The sequence below is a fragment of the Phormidium sp. FACHB-1136 genome (genome assembly GCF_014697375.1).
Classification (GTDB): domain Bacteria; phylum Cyanobacteriota; class Cyanobacteriia; order Phormidesmidales; family Phormidesmidaceae; genus Nodosilinea.
Genome location: NZ_JACJRS010000017.1, coordinates 19,770 through 34,569, shown reverse-complemented (window position 1 = coordinate 34,569; position 14,800 = coordinate 19,770). Strand labels below are relative to the sequence as shown.

Sequence of the window (14,800 nt, the reverse complement as noted above, 5' to 3'; positions counted from 1 at the left end):
GGTGCACCCACCCAAGAGATTTTGGCTTCCCGATGAGCCTGCCACCCTATGCCTCTAGCCCGGTCTCCACGGCGACGGATCGCCTGGATAGCTAGATTAACGGGGTGCGGGGGTGGGGCAGAGGGCGGTAGGACAAGCTATGGTAAAAGAACAACGCCCGATGGCCCAGGGTGGCATGGCCCAGGGTAGCTTTTCCCATGAGAACAGTGCTATGGCCATTAAATCCATTCAGTACGAAAGCCTGCTCAGCACCTGCACCGACCATACGGGAGCCTTGGAACTGCTGAAGCGTCACCGTCCTTATATGGAGGTGGTGCCGAGTCTGCGCCGCCCCCAGGACAGCATTGTCACTCTGCCCCTGCCCAATGTGCGGGTGCGGGAGTCGGTGCATCTCAACCTCCACGGGGAGGCGATGGAAGCCGGATCGGTGGTGACCTTGCCCTGCGATGTGGGGCTGCTGATGTGTGACCCAGAATGGAGGATTAAAACCGGAGTAGAAATTTTTGTCTTCATCCATCGCCCCCAGGAGGACTTTTCTGACCTGCTGCTGCGCTGGCGACACACCCAAATCCTGACCGACCGGGGCTATGAGTGGCTACTGCCCCAGCGCTACCATTACTTGCTCAACGACGGCAGCGAAACCAGCTACCCGCTGTTTGTGCTGTTCCCAGAGACCCCAGAACGGATTCTCAAGGGGCTAAACGGAGCCGGATTGCCCGCCATTGTCTTCCCCTTCGATGCCGATGATGGCCAACGTCTAGCCGTTGAGGACGACATGGGCTTAGCCGATTTTCCCGACCTAGAGGATATCGACAGCCGATTGCTGGAGGATGGCTAAGTTCTCTACCCGGTATTCTTGGCGTTGATGGGGCTACCGCTGGGGGCGCTTAGGGGCCAGTTTGGGCGGGCGAGGTGAGGGCACATTAGCCGGAGCGGAAACATTAGGGGGTTCTGAGACCACCTCTTCGGAGGGCGTGGTCAGTCAGTAGTCTTTTTCGATATATTTTCGGACATCGTTCAGATCGATGTAGCGGTCGGTGGCATTACGCAGTTCGCGGGCAATCATGCCCTCCGTAGACACCACGGTGATGTGGGTACTTTTGGATCGCAGCAGTTCTATGGCCCGTTCAAAATCACCATCGCCACTGAACAGCACCACTTCATCGTACTGATCGACGGTATTGAACATATCAATGGCAATTTCAATATCGAGGTTGGCCTTTTGGGAATAGCGACCAGAGGTGTCGTCGTAGTATTCCTTGAGGATTTTAGTGCGCACCGTATAGCCCAGACTAATCAAGGCATCGCGGAAACCACGCTGATCCTGGGGATCCTTCAACCCTGTATACCAAAAGGCATTGACTAGGGTCGCCCCTCCCTCCAAGCCCAGGAAATATTCTAGAACGCGCTTAGGGTCAAAAAACCAGCCATTTTTTTGCTGGGCATAGAACATATTGTTGCCATCCACAAAGATGGAAAGACGCTTGCGACCATGGTTATGAGACATAACAAATTCAGAATAATCTAACGTTTTAAGAAGTTTGATGGATAGCGAACCCAGAAATGCACCGGAGGAAGGCAGATGCTACCAGCTTGGCATCCTTGAGGTGTGCCAAGTAAATCACTAGGATTTATCACCGGAGATAGAGACCCCAAAGTGGTCTGGAGTCGGCTGCAAAGCTAGGCTTAGCAGTGTAGCGATTCTTAGCCAGAAAAGCTATCCACCAATACGGTGACCGCTCGTCCTGGTATAAACAGTACCGTAAAGGACAAAGTCAAGATATAGAGATGATAGGCAAACTATAGGCCGTTTGATTGAGTGAACCATTCTTACAATTATAAGGGTTTTCTCAGGAATTGACGCCCATCCCGGCTGGCGTGGTTGGGGCTACTTGGCGATCCTAGTCCATCTGTGCCCCCGATGGGATCCCCTGGAGGTTACGGAGTCTGCTTTAGATGGGCTTGCAGGTCGGCGGGGAGATGGTCGAGGAATCGGTAGCCCGTGGCCAATTCGATGCGGTGGATGGTCGTGCGGTAGCGTTGCCAATCGGCGTCGAGGTCGTTGCGATTTGGCATATCCACGGCGATCACGGGGCTGTCGGGGCTAAGGCCCAGGCCACCCTCCGGCAGGCGGTCGTAAACCAGGATGATTTTCCAAAGCCGCGAGGGCACCACGATAGTCCGACTGCCCACGGTGCCCCGCTGGCCATAGGCTCCGGCGAAAATATGGATCTGGTCGTCGTACTGATACACTCGGTCGCGACCATAGTCCTCCAGTTCGCGCCAGGGGCCACGGTTATTTTCTGGGGTTTGGGGAATGATGTTGGTCATCAAAAAGGTGGCGCTATTATCCCGCACGGTGTTGGTGCGATCCCCCGATGGCACGATGTGGCCTCGGTCGTAGCCACTGCCGCGATAGTCGGTGGGGGTAACCTGGTAAAACCCTTGGGGCAGCGAACCATCGGGGCGGAAGTCATCCTGGCGGCTGACCTGCCCCAGCCAGTCGGCGCTGACCTGCCAACTCGCCCAGTTGAGAATCTTGCGATCTCGACTGTAGGACAGGGCGTATTGGGGCCGTTCTAGGAGGTAGTTGTTGGGGTTGGTGGTGCCCGCATGGCTGGGGTTGCCCAAGACTAGGTGCGGGTTGCTCGATAGCGGCACCGGGGGATCCATGGGGGGCGGGGCCGCAGGTAACGCCTCACAGGCGCGGCCATTGCCATCGCCATCCAGGCCATGGGGATCCCTCGGCAGAGCATCGAGCACCCTCTGGGCCTGGGCCTGGGAAAGAAAATCGCCACAATGGCAGCGGTCATCTACGCAGGGCGGCAAGTCGGCCACCTCCCGTACCTCCAGGGTCGGTAGCAGCCCGCAACTGGCCAAACTCAACCCCATCACCGCCAGAACGAGTCCCCGCATCCAAGGGGGTGCCATTGATTTTTCCAGTTTGCTCATATTGATATACCCAGGGATAGTGGTCTGACGGTGGATCTAGCGATAGCCTTGGGCCATGGCCAAGTCTGTGGGTTGGCCACAGACTTGGCCACAAACCTAGGGATTCGCCAATCTGGGGGCAATGCACCATTCTAGAGACGAATGATGGGGGACTCAATCCGGGAATGGCCCCAGGAAACGATGGGTTAGTTGCACAAGACACCCAATAGCTATAAGAATGGAGTGGTTAATCCCCCTCCCCCCCATTGGGATATTGACCCAGCCAGGGTTAAACCTAGGATGATACCGATGGGTCATTCTGGCTGAGGTCTAGGGTTAGGGTTCCCAAGGGTTAACCCTCAATAACTGCAAAGACGCAATCACAATCGGACGTCATCATGCTGAAACAAGTCATTTCCCAGTTCCAAGCCCGCTTCCCCGCTGCCGAAGTTCATGCCCACTGCGACGGCCCCTGCGGCGTTTACGACCCCTCCTCGGCGCGAGTGGCTGCCGAGGCTGTGGTGTCGATGACCAAAAAGCTGCTGGATCTCGAACTACCCGCCCCCGGCGACAAGGCCGCTGCCGTGGCCTACCACAACACCTTTGCTCGCTACAGCGCCATCAAAGAAGAGCAGGCCCACCTGGCGAAGGAAGAACTGCTGATCCTCTGGACGGACTACTTCAAGCCCGTACACCTAGAGCAGTTCCCCGACCTCCACGATACCTTCTGGAAGGCTGCTAAACTCTGCTCGGCCTGCAAGGTCGAAGTGAGCGCCCAACACGCCGCTGAACTGATGGAAGCCATCCAAAAAATCCACGGCATGTTCTGGGCCACCAAGAACCGCGATGTGGCCTGGTTCACCGCCAGCTAACTCCCACCCATCGTCAGGCGGCGATGGCCTCCTGGGGCATTCCCATCATCCATGCCCCAAACGTCACCCAGGGATGCCGCTGTTGCACCCTGGGTATTTTTATCGGCCATTCAAGGTTGGACGTTGCCCAACACCTTGGCCCCAATAGCGTTGACGTTAGATGGTTCGTGAGTGGTTGCACCGCCATGGTTAACCCTGACCTGTCCCCCCTGCCCCACACCCTACGATCCAGTCACCTGATGGACGTGGGGCTCTGGATGTTGCGGCGACGGCAACGGTTTCGCGTCACCGGAGACTCCATGCGTCCCCTACTCATCCCTGGGGAGGAGGTGCTGATCGACCCCACCGCCTACCGCCACACACCTCCCCAACCAGGGGATTTGGTGGTGGCCCATCACCCCCAACAGCCCGAATTGCGCCTCATCAAGGAGGTCGTGTCGGTGGATGTCCAGGGCTGCTTCCTCCAAGGCGTAAATCGAGCCGCCAGCACCGACAGCCGCACCTTTGGGCAGGTGCCCCTCGCCTGCCTCCTAGGTCGAGTTGTCTGCCGTTTTCCCTAGGGGGTTGCTTCGGCGGCTGGGATCTGGCTGACTGAATCCGAAATCCCGGCCAGCGACTCGGCGGAACTGGCCACTACCGTTGGTGATGAACTTTCTGGGATTGCAGCCACTGGGGAGTTAGTGACTGGGGCATTGGTCGCAGAGACTTCGGCCAATGAGGGAGGTTGGCTGACAACGTCACTGCCTAAAGCCACTGGATCTTCGATTGCATCGTCATCGGCAAAGTCGTCATCAGCAAAGTCGTCATCAGCAAAACTAAGCGGCCCCACCAAGGGCTCAGCCTGGGGCGGAATCACCTTGGTATCGGGCATGGCCTTCTCCATCTCCACCGAAAGGGACTCCTCCTCAGCGGAGTCCTCCCCAGGAAGTTCCGCTTCGGGAACCGTCTCCACCGCTTCCTCTACCGTGGGGGCGGCGGTAACAACGGGAGTCGGGGATTCGGTCGGCACCGCTGGGGTTGGTTTCGAGGGTAGCGTGGGGGTCGCAGCGGTGGGCCTGGGATCGATTTCAGAACCCATCTTTTCCGCCTCCGGTTGTAAACCCAGGGGGGTAGGATCCACCTGCATCGGGGCGGCTGGGGTGGGTACCACTGGCACCGTGTCACTCCAGGGATCCGCCATGGCCGATGAATCAGGGTGAGTGGGCCGAATGGAATCCAGCAGTCGTTGTAACAGATCCGGCTGGGCCTGGGCCTCTAGATCCGGATCCTCAGCCCCGGAACGGTTTTGAGGAACGGGCCGAAACTCCTGTTCCTTAGGTGCGGCCTTAGGCCCCCATTCCTGCAATTCCTGGTCAATTTGTTGAAGATCAAAGCCCGATTCGCCAGCGGGAATGGGTAAATCCAGGGTATCACTCGGCTGGTTGTCGAGATCCGTCGGCGTTTCCTCTGCCCCAGGGTCGCCGGGAGACCCCTGCTTAAGATCCCCATCCTCCTTGATAGCCTCTTCCACAGGCACGTCCACCGCAGGATCGGCCTCAAGAATCAGGGAGTCCTCAGCATCGGGGTTCACAAAGGGACTATTGGGATCCAGGGATTCCGGGGGCGGCACAGCCGGAGCCTTCAGATCCAGCACCACCGAGGACTTGAGGGGGGTTTCAAACTGGGCAGAGGCATTTTGGATACGCTGGAGTACCGCCTGTCCGTCATCCCCCGTGAGGGTTTGGGGAAGAGAAGCGCGGATGCGCACGGGCACAAACTCCACCTGCATCTGATCCTCCTTCAGAGCCACTTTCAGCACCGCCGAGTCCTGATCCTGCAAGGGCTGGTCGGGGCTAAAAACAAAGTCTCCCAGGGAATAGGCAATGGGGCGACCCTTGTAGATTTCCCCACCCTGGACGACGGTGGGATGGTAGCCCACCACTACATCGGCCCCCTGGTCAATGGCGAGGCGGGCCAGGTTGGTTTGCACGAAGTTTGGGGTTTCCTCCAGGTGATCCACCCAGCGGAAATTCACCACAATCCAGTCTACCTGGTCGCGAATGGCCTGGAGATCCTGAACAATTTCCGGCATATTCTGGGCATTAAAGCCCGCCCGTTCCTCAAAAGCCGTAGACCGCTTAAAGTTTTCGAGCTCTCGGGCCACGGTTTCATTGTCGCTGCCCGCCCGTTCCTTCAGGGCACTGGTATCGATGGCCGCGTTATTCCCCCCCATGGCATAGCTGAGGTAGGCAATGCGTTTGCCCTTCACCTCTAAAATCTCTGGGCGGCGGGCTTCGGTGGCATTGCGACCTGCCCCCACCCGATAAAGGCCGTTGCTATCCAGGGCCGTGAGGGTTTCCGTCAGCCCCTCAGCCCCATACTGCATTAGGTTGCTGTGGGTGAGGTTAACCATGTCAATGCCGCTGTTGGCCAACAGGCGGGCCGCTTCGGGGCGAGTGCGCTGCTGGAATTCTTCATTGAGGCTGGTGGCGGCGGTGGCCATGGGGGTCGCCAAGTTCACCAAAGACACATCGGCATTAAAGTACTCCTCTACGTCGGCAAAAAAGCCCCCCTCCGCCTCAAGCTGATCAAAATTCAGATCGTCCAGGGAAATATCGCCGCCAAAGATCAGCGTGACCTGATCCGAGGGCACTGGACTGGGCTTGTTATGGGGAATCACGGCCACGGGTTCTAGGGCCGTATCCACCACCGAGGGCCGTGGGGCCGAACCGGGGGGGCGGGGGGATCTGGGAGAATCCGCTGGGGCGGCGGCATCCGTACTTGACCGACTGACCGGAATCCCCACCTCGGCGCTCGATCCTGTACTGCCAAAGGAGGGCAAGCTAGGGGATCTCAACGGGGTATCCGTTGCCGTGCCCCTCCCCTCCCCAGCACCTCCCTCTAGGGCAGCACTATCCTCCGAGATCAACCGCGACTCTGGAGCCTGAGCCGAGAAGGACGGCAGGCTGGGCGATGGCCCCGATACCATCACCTCTAACAAACAGCCAAAGACAAAGGCCGCCACCGCCGACCCCGACAACATCACCGTTCGCAGGGTTTTGAACCGCTGGCTGAGCAGCTGATGGGATTGATTCCGTCGCCGACGGGCTCGTAGGGGCTGATGCAGGGGCGATCCAGCCTTAGCCGCCGATTGGGTGAGTTGTTCGTTGGCCTGTCGGCGGCGCAGGGCAGGGGTAGAAATTTTAATCCGCTGTTTCCAGAGCACCCGCTGCCACCCCACCGGACGAGCCAGGATATAGATGCCCTCAATGAGTTCTGAGTTGAGCTGCCAAATGCGATGGCACAGGAACCGAGTCAGCCGATCCTGAATGGGGGATCGCTCAAATTCCACAGTTAACTTGAGGCATCCCGGTCGATCATCCGCCTGCACCTGCACAAAAATGCCCTGGTTCACTAAGGGTTCATTCAGCCAGAGGGCCAAATCGCGGAAATAGCCTGCCGCCGCCCGATCTCGCACCGAAGTTGGAGCAGCGGGAACCGCCGGGGGGAGTTGAGGCTGAGCGATGGGCCGAGGGGGAACAACCGCACTAATCATGGGAAAACCTGAACGACACAGAGAGGCATGACAGAAAGGCTTTACCCAAAGGCATTCATCGTATCAACGCCGAGGGCACAGCCAGAGGTTAGGCCGTAGGGCCATATCTTAATGGGCCATGATAGCCACTTTTTTCAGAAACGATGAACCTTTTTCCGCCCTCATCCGCAGCTTGCCAAGGGGGCAAAACGGCGGGCCGGAACCCACTGGAGCCCAGATTCAGACCCAATAGGGGCCAAGACTAAGCACCAAGAAAGGAGATACACATGGGTGATTTTACGGAATCCCCTGAAACCCGTTAGGACGAGCCCCCAAGGGATTCGGTATTTATCTCGAAGTCGTGGACTGGAATTCCCTAGAGAATAGAACTAATTCTGAAGAGCGCAGGTATGCGATAGCTAGGGTTCACTTGGGGGCATTTGGGCCATAGCGCACTCCTGCCTAGTCAGCGTTCTTCACGATAAATGTGCCTGATCCCAGGGGGCTTTTAGGGGTCAGGCACTTTTATTTTAAAGGGTTTGATTAAAGGATATTCCCAGAAGGCCAGCATGGCAGACTAGGGGATGGGATGGATCCAGGTCCACTCCATTCAAAATCACCGTGGAATCCCTATGATCTACAGCTTTGGCAGCCTCAATATGGATTTGGTATGTCAGACCCCTCGACTGCCACGACCGGGGGAAACCCTGCTGGGCCAGCAATTTACCACGGTGCCAGGGGGAAAGGGGGCCAACCAGGCGGTGGCGGTGGCACGGCTGGGGGTACCTACAACGATGATTGGCCGAGTGGGTAACGACGGCTTTGGCCATAGCCTCATCAACAGCCTGAATGCAGCCGGGGTGGCGGCTGAAGCCGTTGTACTGGACACCCAAGCCCCCACGGGGGTTGCCCTCATTGTGGTAGACAACGGGGGGCAAAACCAGATTGTGGTGGTGCCCGGTGCCAATGGGCTGGTGGGAGACCGTGAGGTGCAGAGCCTCAGGGATCGGCTACGGACAGGGGATGGGCTGTTGCTGCAATTGGAGGTACCCCTAGTGGCGGTGCAGCAAGCAACCCAGGTTGCCCAAGACAAAGGAGCCACCGTTATCCTCGACCCCGCCCCCGCCCCCGCTGCCCTGCCGGATGACCTGATGGTACAGGTGGATTGGCTCACCCCGAACCAAACCGAAGCCAGTCAATTGGTGGGGTTTGCGGTCACCGATGTGGCCTCGGCCTGGGCAGCGGCCCAAATCCTACGCCAACGCGGCCCCCGCTGTGTGATCATCAAATTGGGAGAGCAGGGTGCAGTCGTGGCAACCCCAACCCATGGATTCCACCAGCCTGCCCTAGCTGTCCATGCCGTAGATACTGTGGCCGCTGGGGATGCCTTTAACGGGGGGCTAGCCGCTGGCCTGATCGATGGCCTGTCCCCCGAGCCAGCGGTGCAATGGGCCACCACCGTCGCCGCCTATGCGGTCACCCAACGGGGTGCCCAGCGATCAATGCCCACCCGTTCCCAGGTCGATGCCCTCCTAGCCCAAGTGCCCGTTGCTCGACCACTCTAAGTCCGGCTATCAGGGTGATGATGAATCCCTTAATCTTGGAGCCGATTCCCAGGTATGGCACCTTAACCTTCCAAGTCGGGTACTACACCCAACTTACACCCAAAATTCTTCTGCTAGCTTCTTTAGTCGGCCCAAAAGCCGATCTGGCGTTGCCGACTCAAAGACTCAAAGACTCAAAAGATGAATCAGAGCTTGGACACCTTGTGGCTCCGTTTAGCCTTCCGCAAAATCATCAGGTTATTCAGCAATACCAACGGGTTATAGCCCATTACCTATCAAAATAAAGGGTGCCCAGTAGTGGGGGTGGGCCAGGTCGTTGGGGTCGAGGCCAAGGTCTTCGGCTAGTTCAAAGCCGCGAGTCTCTCTGCGTCCCAGGTGAATTAGGGAGAGTTGGGCTTGGCGTAGGGCTTCGGCCTTGCCCAGGCCACCCCGCAGCAGGGCATTGTAGAATTCCCCCATCAAGATTTGGGTGCCGCCATCATCCACGGCCCAGAGGGAGGCCATGGCGGCCCTTGCCCCCGCCGCCTGCATCAGGTAGCCAAAGCCGAGGATTTCTTCGCCGTTGCCAAAGGTGTTGTCTACCCCGGTTTCGCAGGCGGAAAGGACTACGAGGTCTACCCGCGTCAGGTTCAGCAGGCCCGCGTTAAAGTCGGCCAACGTCCAACGGTCGCGGTTGCTGAACAGGATGAAGGAATCTTCCGGCTGGCCCACCAAAAATTTGGCGTGGGTAGCGAGGTGAACAATGGTGTGGCGGTTGGCTTCGCGTTCCACCTGGTCGGGGTTGAAGTTGGCCCCCAGCAGCGGGTTTACCCTGGGGTCTAGGGCGGCGATGCCGTTCACCTCCGCTTCGGCGTGGCGCAGAAATTGGAAGGTGTAGTCTCGCCCTCCAGCTTCTATGGTGACTGGCCCTTCGGTGAGGGCTCCGGCGAGGATACGGGGTTGGGTGATGGGTGGGGTGTTGAGGTCGGTGAGGCTGGCGGCGGTGATGTGGTTGATCCGGTAGCGCTCGGCCAGCCATTGGTCGCCATCGTGGAGGGCGGCGAGGGGGATGTAGCGCAGGACGCGATCCGGCGCATAGATCAGGGTATTCACCCCCGCCGCTTGCAGATCGGCTTCGATGGGGGCAATTAGCCAGTCGTAGAGTTGTTGGGCCGGGGTGAGGGCATCGCGGGTGGGTTCTTCCAGGGCATAGCGAAAGGCTTGCACCGCCGCCGCCAGTTGGGCCGGGGTGACGTTGACGGTGCGGTGAATCGGAGGCGCATAGGGCGACGTGACCACCAATTCCAGCCGATCCTCCAGGATGAAGGGATAGAGCAACACGGCCCCCTGGGGAATTTGGCTGAGGTTGTCTTGCAGGGCGGCAAGCTGGCCAAGCTGAAGGTTGCGATCTCGCTCGGCGGGGCTGAGCTGGGCCAAGGCTCCCTGCACCAGATCGCTGGTGCGGAACTGGTTAAAGGCTTGCAGCAGTTCCCGCCGCTCCCCTTGTAGGGTCACCATTTCTGTTTCTTCGGCGGCGGTGAGGCTAGTTTTGGCTTCCAGTTCGCTGAGGCGTTTGCCGTTGGCAATGGCTCGGTCTACTAAGGCATTATAGGCTCTGACAATTTGGGCCTCCGGCGGCACCAGTTCTACCCCGGCTTGGGTGTTGCTGTTGCTACGCACCCCCCGCAAAAAGGTGTCTAGCTCCTGCACCTTCAGCAAATCCAGCACCCGCTGCGCCTCTAAAATGCGCTCTTGCTGAATCAGCAAATCCGCCAAAAAGCGATAGGTGTCTTCGATAGTGGTGAGGTAAGAATCCTTCAGGCTTTGCTCTAGGGCTTGGTTGCTCTGGCGAATGTCTTCATACACATTTACCGATGCCTTGAGAAACACTATTGCCAGTTCTGCTTCCCCTTGGTCATGCCACAGATATCCCAGATTTTCTAGCGTTGCAGCTTCGGCGTCCCGGTCGCCCAGTTCCCGGCTGGTGGTTAGGCTTTGCTGATAAAGGCTCAGCGCCTCTTCATAGTTCTCCAGGAATCGATAGATAATGCCGACGTTCATGAGGATAGTAGCCTCAGTGTCCCGGTCGCCTAGTTCCTGGCTGATGGTTAGGCTTTGCTGGAAGATGGTCAACGCTGCTTCGTAGTTCCCCAGCAATCGATAGATAATGCCGATGTTCATGAGGGTAGTAGCCTCGCCTGCCCGGTCGCCCAGATCCTGACGCATGATCAAGCTTTGCTGGAAAGTGGTTAACGCCGCCCCATAGTTCCCCAGCAACTGATAGATGACACCAATGTTGTTGAGTGTAATGGCCTCGCCCGCTCGGTCGCCCAATCCCTGACGCAGGATCAGGCTTTGCTGGTAGGTAGTCAGCGCCGCCCCATAGTTTCCCTGCAACTGATAGATAAGGCCAATGTTGTTGAGGGTTTGGGCTTCGCCTGCCCGGTCGCCCAGTTCACGACGCATAGCCAAGCTTTGCTGGTAGGTAGTCAGCGCCGCCCCATAGTTTCCCTGATTCTCATGGATGACGCCGATATTGTTGAGTGTAGTAGCCTCACCCTCCCAGTCAGCTATCTCCCGAAACACAACCAGGATTTGCTGATAGGTGGTCAGCGCCGCCCCATAGCTCCCCTGCGACTGATAGACATTGGCAATGTTGCCGAGGGATTGGGCCTCGCCCGTTCGGTCGCCCAATCCCTGATGCATGATCAGGCTTTGCTGGAAGGTAGCCAATGCATCCCCATAGTTGCCCTGCCGTGCATAGATAATGCCAATATTGTTGAGTGTTTTAGTCTCGCCCGCTCGGTTGCCCATGGCTTGGTAAATCTCTAGGGCTGCCTGCCAAGATTGCAGGGCTTCACGAAACTGGCTGACGCGGTATTGTTGTCGCCCCAGTTCGAGCAGGCGGTCGGCTTCTGCGGATTGGGCTTCATTGGGTACCGTTTGGGCCAGTGCGGGCAGGGGCATGGTTAGCCCCCCCGGAAGCGGCAGGCCCAGGGCAACCAGTAAGCACAGCCATGGCAAAGAAACGCGCATCGGGGTAACCGCGACAGAAAAGACAACAGCCTACCCCAGGTTTAGCCGATAGCTGGGGTTTAGGGCGAGTTGTCGTTAGATTCCTTTAGCTTTGGGGGCGCTTTGGGCACCTAGACCTCCCACTAGGGTTCCCCCAACGCCAGCACCGTCGCTAGGGGCAACTCCAAAATCTCGGCTACCTCCTCTGGCGTCAGCCCCCGCTGCAACAGGCGGGCCGCTGCATTGATCTGAGCCTGTTCCATTTCACTCAATGCCTGCTCTGCCTGCTGACGCGCCTGCTCTGCCTGCTGACGCGCCTGTTCCGCTTCGGCGTAATTCAGCAATTTTTCCCCCGTTTGGGGATCAAAAAACCGCAATGCCTTCGCCACCGACATCAGCCCAGGGGCCGCCGCTGCCACCGGAAAACTAGGGTCAACCAGGCGCAGGTCTAGCCCCAGCACCTCGCTTCTGATGGCCCCGCCCTGCTCTGCTGGTGTGGCAGGGGCGATGGCTTCATAGACCCCCTGCCGCAAGCGATAGCCCTTGAGTTGGGGGTTGAGATAATCCTCCGTGGGATCGTACTGAAAATATTCCTGCACCCCCAGTTGGGCGTAGAGGGCCGGTTTTTCGGTCTCGTCTTGTTTGCGGGTGGTGCGGGAGGTAATTTCGAGGATGAAGGAGGGCAGTTTTCTGCCTTCCTGCCAGGTTTTGTAGCTACGCCGTTGGCGCTTGCTGACCCCAAAGATGACAAACACATCGGGCGAAACCACGGCCTTGGGGTCGCCTTCGCGGTAGTAGATAAACAAATTGCCAGACACATAGACCTGCTGACGGCTCTGGAAAAACTGCCGCAGCACCTCAACGGCGTAGATTAAATAGTCGCGGGTGGGGTCACTCTCGGTCATCGGTTGGCCGTCTGATTCTGGGTAAAGAATGACAGGCTGGGGGTGAGTCTCTATCGTCATGGAAGGATTCTCCGCTGACCCAGGGTATTGATCCTGACACAGGACTTTGATCTTCAGTATGGCAAACCCAGTCAGCCTAGCGGTAGTGGGGTTAAGGTTCTCAATACTGAGGGTTTGGGTCATGCGGTAGCCTTCTAGTTGCGGGTTCCGATTACGGGTTCCGAAACTGACGAACGTAGCGAATTCCCTATTCCCCCAGGCCCATGAAGGTAAACGCCGCCCAGTTCACGGGGTCGGGGTGGGTTTGCAGGGTCTTTAGCATAGACGGTCAGGGGTATCTAGACTGGGTCATTGAAACCATGGCCTCTGATTCATCAAAATAGCTTAGCGGTGTGATGGTCAGGGTCAAACTCGTAGCGTTGTTGGAAATTGGTGACGCCATAAAGATTGAAGGAGATGGTGGGAGTATCCCCCAGGGGTTCGACGCTGTGAATGGCATCGGCGGTGAGGGCCACGATGTCGCCCGGATTGAGGAGGAGGTCTTGGGTGGGGGCAATGCGGTCGGGGTGGTCGGCATCGGGTTGGCGTTGCCATAGGCGGTTGCGCTCTTGGCCATCCAGCAGGGCCACAATACCCCAGGTGCCGTGGTTGTGGATGGGCGACCGCTGCCTCGGTGCCCAGGCCACCATTTGAATGGTGATAGGAAACTCGTGTTCCTGGTAGAGAAAGCGCACGCTCCAGCCCGTTTTGGGGTCGGGGTTGTTGTATTCCATCTGGAGCCAGAAGGAACTAATTAGCAGCGTGCGTACCAGCGGAGTAATCGCCTCTAGGCGGGCCACATCGTCGTGGGTGACTTTCAAAATGTCTTCCAGGTCAGTGAGGAAGCGGTAGAGGCGATAGTACTCGGCGGGCGCGGCCATCTTAGCATTCCCGAAGTTGCGGCATTGTCCGTCGTCGGTGACAAGCCAGTTGTGGTTCGTCATGGAATGGGCCTTTAACCTACTGGAAGCTGCGTTCGGCGGGGGATGGGCTGGCGAGGGCTGGGGCTTGGGAGTCGATGGCAATGGCACCGGGGCCAAAGGCCATCAGCACCAAGACAGCGGCCACCAGTAGAACATCGCGCTCTAGGCCGGGGGTGGGCGACCCCGCCGCCACAGACAGGGGCACATGAACGCCCGTAATCGCCGCCGCCATGATGGTTAAAAAGGCCAGACTGGCCCACTTATTCAAGAAACCGACCAACAGCAACACACTGGCGATCACTTCCACAATGCCCGTAATGGGGCCGAGCCAGCCCGGAAAGCCCATGCCAGCAAACATAGCACTCGCCATCGGCCAGTTGAAGGCTTTGCTGAGGCCGTGGGGGAGAAACACAAAAATGGTGGCCAATCGCAACATCAGCAGGGCGTAATCGGTGGAACGGGGCGCAGCACGGAACATGGGTGTACCTCAAAAAGGAATGGCAAGAATCGGTTTAGCGATAGGTGGAGACAGGGCTGGAGCAGGCGCTTAGCTTCCGGCGCAAGGGTTCGCCCCGGCACAGGGGTCGGCTTTACTCGCGCAAGGATTCGCTTTGCCCGCACAGGGATTCGCCGATGCGCAGGGGTTCGCTCCAGCACAGGGGTCAGCTTTACTCGCGCAAGGATTCGCTTTGCCCGCACAGGGATTCGCCGATGCACAGGGGTCTGCCGATGCACAAGGATTCGCTTTGCTGCCCGCACAGGGATTTCCGGCGCAAGGATTGGCTCCGGCGCAGGGGTTAACCACGCCCGAAGTGTTGCCCGCACAGGGGTTGGCTCCAGAGGGGGCATTGCCAGCGGCGACTGCGCCCATGCCGATGGCTCCGATGGTGGCCAGAATCGCAAGGTACTTGAATTGAAAATTCATGGTTGGGGTGCCTGTCGATGGGGTAAAAACGGCGTAAGCCTCGCTGACTATCAGCTAACAGAACCCCTCTGAAGTGCGCCTGAACCTAAGCTGAGAACTTGATGAGAGAGCAAGCCCCTCATGCACCGTTGA

At 58.2% G+C, this 14,800-nt stretch carries 12 protein-coding genes; 4 read left to right on the top strand and 8 right to left on the bottom strand.

Annotated elements, in window-relative coordinates:
- Positions 1-139: 139 nt before the first annotated feature.
- Positions 140-838: a hypothetical protein gene (locus tag H6G62_RS07385; protein WP_199324812.1), complete on the top strand. Its 699-nt coding sequence runs from the start codon at positions 140-142 to the stop codon at positions 836-838.
- Between the two features lie 144 nt (positions 839-982).
- Here H6G62_RS07385 and H6G62_RS07380 read toward each other — a convergent pair whose 3' ends face one another.
- Positions 983-1,507: an NYN domain-containing protein gene (locus H6G62_RS07380; RefSeq protein ID WP_190493583.1), complete on the bottom strand. Its 525-nt coding sequence runs from the start codon at positions 1,505-1,507 to the stop codon at positions 983-985.
- A 431-nt stretch (positions 1,508-1,938) separates the two neighbouring features.
- Positions 1,939-2,931, bottom strand: coding sequence for a DNA/RNA non-specific endonuclease (locus H6G62_RS07375; RefSeq protein ID WP_242051874.1), 993 nt, complete (start codon positions 2,929-2,931; stop codon positions 1,939-1,941).
- A gap of 398 nt (positions 2,932-3,329) precedes the next feature.
- Between H6G62_RS07375 and sodN the strand changes: the two genes are divergently transcribed.
- Together sodN and sodX are read left to right on the top strand one after the other, a co-directional pair.
- On the top strand, positions 3,330-3,803 hold the full coding sequence (gene sodN / locus H6G62_RS07370; RefSeq protein ID WP_190493579.1) for a superoxide dismutase, Ni: 474 nt from the start codon (positions 3,330-3,332) through the stop codon (positions 3,801-3,803).
- A gap of 23 nt (positions 3,804-3,826) precedes the next feature.
- On the top strand, positions 3,827-4,363 hold the full coding sequence (gene sodX / locus H6G62_RS27725) for a nickel-type superoxide dismutase maturation protease (RefSeq protein WP_242051873.1): 537 nt from the start codon (positions 3,827-3,829) through the stop codon (positions 4,361-4,363).
- Here the strand turns inward: sodX and H6G62_RS07360 are convergent.
- Positions 4,360-7,338, bottom strand: coding sequence for a CapA family protein (locus H6G62_RS07360; RefSeq protein WP_190493577.1), 2,979 nt, complete (start codon positions 7,336-7,338; stop codon positions 4,360-4,362). The two genes, sodX and H6G62_RS07360, sit on opposite strands and share 4 nt — an antisense overlap.
- Positions 7,339-7,949: 611 nt before the next feature.
- On the opposite strand from H6G62_RS07360, the gene rbsK reads away from it, so the two are divergent.
- On the top strand, positions 7,950-8,882 hold the full coding sequence (rbsK, locus tag H6G62_RS07355) for a ribokinase (RefSeq protein WP_190493575.1): 933 nt from the start codon (positions 7,950-7,952) through the stop codon (positions 8,880-8,882).
- Positions 8,883-9,140: 258 nt separating this feature from the next.
- On the opposite strand, the gene H6G62_RS07350 is transcribed toward rbsK, so the two are convergent.
- From H6G62_RS07350 to H6G62_RS27720, 5 genes are all read right to left on the bottom strand, one after another.
- Complete coding sequence (locus tag H6G62_RS07350) at positions 9,141-11,897, bottom strand: tetratricopeptide repeat protein (protein WP_190493573.1); 2,757 nt, start codon at positions 11,895-11,897, stop codon at positions 9,141-9,143.
- Between the two features lie 122 nt (positions 11,898-12,019).
- Positions 12,020-12,964: a Uma2 family endonuclease gene (locus H6G62_RS07345; protein ID WP_242051872.1), complete on the bottom strand. Its 945-nt coding sequence runs from the start codon at positions 12,962-12,964 to the stop codon at positions 12,020-12,022.
- Positions 12,965-13,155: 191 nt separating this feature from the next.
- The gene (locus H6G62_RS07340; protein ID WP_190493571.1) at positions 13,156-13,764 is read right to left on the bottom strand and encodes a cupin; all 609 of its coding nucleotides are present in this window, start codon (positions 13,762-13,764) and stop codon (positions 13,156-13,158) included.
- A gap of 16 nt (positions 13,765-13,780) precedes the next feature.
- Entirely contained in the window at positions 13,781-14,221 is a 441-nt protein-coding gene (locus tag H6G62_RS07335; RefSeq protein WP_190493569.1) for a DoxX family protein, read from the bottom strand.
- Between the two features lie 69 nt (positions 14,222-14,290).
- Entirely contained in the window at positions 14,291-14,668 is a 378-nt protein-coding gene (locus H6G62_RS27720; RefSeq protein WP_190493567.1) for a hypothetical protein, read from the bottom strand.
- Between the last annotated feature and the right edge of the window lie 132 nt (positions 14,669-14,800).

Bases quoted from the DNA above. Each gene is read 5' to 3' on its own strand.
- H6G62_RS07385 (WP_199324812.1), top strand. From the start codon at position 140: ATGGTAAAAGAACAACGCCCGATGGCCCAGGGTGGCATGGCCCAGGGT.
- H6G62_RS07380 (WP_190493583.1), bottom strand. From the start codon at position 1,507: ATGTCTCATAACCATGGTCGCAAGCGTCTTTCCATCTTTGTGGATGGC.
- H6G62_RS07375 (WP_242051874.1), bottom strand. From the start codon at position 2,931: ATGGCACCCCCTTGGATGCGGGGACTCGTTCTGGCGGTGATGGGGTTG.
- sodN (WP_190493579.1), top strand. From the start codon at position 3,330: ATGCTGAAACAAGTCATTTCCCAGTTCCAAGCCCGCTTCCCCGCTGCC.
- sodX (WP_242051873.1), top strand. From the start codon at position 3,827: ATGGCCTCCTGGGGCATTCCCATCATCCATGCCCCAAACGTCACCCAG.
- H6G62_RS07360 (WP_190493577.1), bottom strand. From the start codon at position 7,338: ATGATTAGTGCGGTTGTTCCCCCTCGGCCCATCGCTCAGCCTCAACTC.
- rbsK (WP_190493575.1), top strand. From the start codon at position 7,950: ATGATCTACAGCTTTGGCAGCCTCAATATGGATTTGGTATGTCAGACC.
- H6G62_RS07350 (WP_190493573.1), bottom strand. From the start codon at position 11,897: ATGCGCGTTTCTTTGCCATGGCTGTGCTTACTGGTTGCCCTGGGCCTG.
- H6G62_RS07345 (WP_242051872.1), bottom strand. From the start codon at position 12,964: ATGACCCAAACCCTCAGTATTGAGAACCTTAACCCCACTACCGCTAGG.
- H6G62_RS07340 (WP_190493571.1), bottom strand. From the start codon at position 13,764: ATGACGAACCACAACTGGCTTGTCACCGACGACGGACAATGCCGCAAC.
- H6G62_RS07335 (WP_190493569.1), bottom strand. From the start codon at position 14,221: ATGTTCCGTGCTGCGCCCCGTTCCACCGATTACGCCCTGCTGATGTTG.
- H6G62_RS27720 (WP_190493567.1), bottom strand. From the start codon at position 14,668: ATGAATTTTCAATTCAAGTACCTTGCGATTCTGGCCACCATCGGAGCC.